Source organism: Bordetella tumbae, from assembly GCF_054780995.1.
In genome coordinates, this window is sequence record NZ_BAAGVG010000030.1 from 1 (window position 1) to 1,057 (window position 1,057).

At 65.1% G+C, this 1,057-nt stretch carries 1 protein-coding gene; it reads right to left on the minus strand.

All coding sequences use genetic code 11. The features are described 5' to 3' along the window. Window positions 1-1,057 (minus strand): beta-ketoacyl [acyl carrier protein] synthase domain-containing protein (locus tag ACYVI2_RS29075; protein ID WP_460490389.1); only part of this gene is annotated, 1,057 nt, incomplete at both ends.

The window sequence follows — 1,057 nt, forward strand, 5'->3', positions numbered from 1 at the left end:
AACCGGCGCTTCCCAAACCCGCTCCTCGCTCACCACGTAGAACGGACTGTCCGACAGATCAATACGCGGATTCAACGGCTCCGCATGCAGGCTCTTGACCAAACGCTTGTGCCGCATCTGCAGCAACACCTTGATCAACCCTGCCACACCCGCGGCCAACTCCAGATGACCGATATTGCTCTTGATCGTCCCCAGCCCAATGCTCCCGGCCGCCAGTTCACCGGCACCGGCCAACGCCCGGAACGCCCGCTTCAGGCCCTGCACCTCCACCGGATCGCCCAGCGATGTCCCTGTCCCATGCGCTTCGATGTATCCCACCGTACGTGGATCAACCCCAGCATCCCGGAACGCCGACTCCACCAATTGCGCCTGCGCCACCGGGTTCGGTGCCGTCAACGAGTTCGCCCGACCACCGTGATTTTGCGCACTGCCCAGTATCAGCCCGTAGATGTGGTCCCCATCGCGCTGCGCTGCTGACAGCGGCTTGAGCACCAGCATCCCCACGCCTTCGCCGCGCACATAGCCATTGGCCTGCGCCGAGAAGGCCTTGCATCTCCCATCCGCACTCAGCATCCCCGCTTGCGTAAAGCTCTCGTGCGCCTCCGGCGACAGCAGCGTGTTCACGCCTCCCACCACCGCCAGCCCGCATTGGCCGCTGCGCAACAACACTATCGCCCGATGCACCGCCACCAGCGACGACGAACACGCCGTCTCCACCGGCTCGCTCGGACCGTGCCAGTTCAACCAATAGCTCATCCGGTTCGGCCCCATCGAGCCCACCACCCCGGCGGCGCTCGACCCCGTCACTTCCTCGCCGGCCAACGTCAGCATCTGGCCATAGCCGCTCGTGCCTGTGCCCACCAACAATGCCGTCGAACTGCCCGACAGGCTTTGCACCGAATAGCCGGCGTCTTCCAACGCTCGGTACACATACGTCATCAGCAGCCGCTGCTGCGGGTCCATGCCCTGCGCTTCGCGCGGCGAGATCCCGAAGAACAGTGGATCAAACTCCTCCACGCCCTCGATCACGCCGGCTCGGCGCACCGCCGGCGCCGCA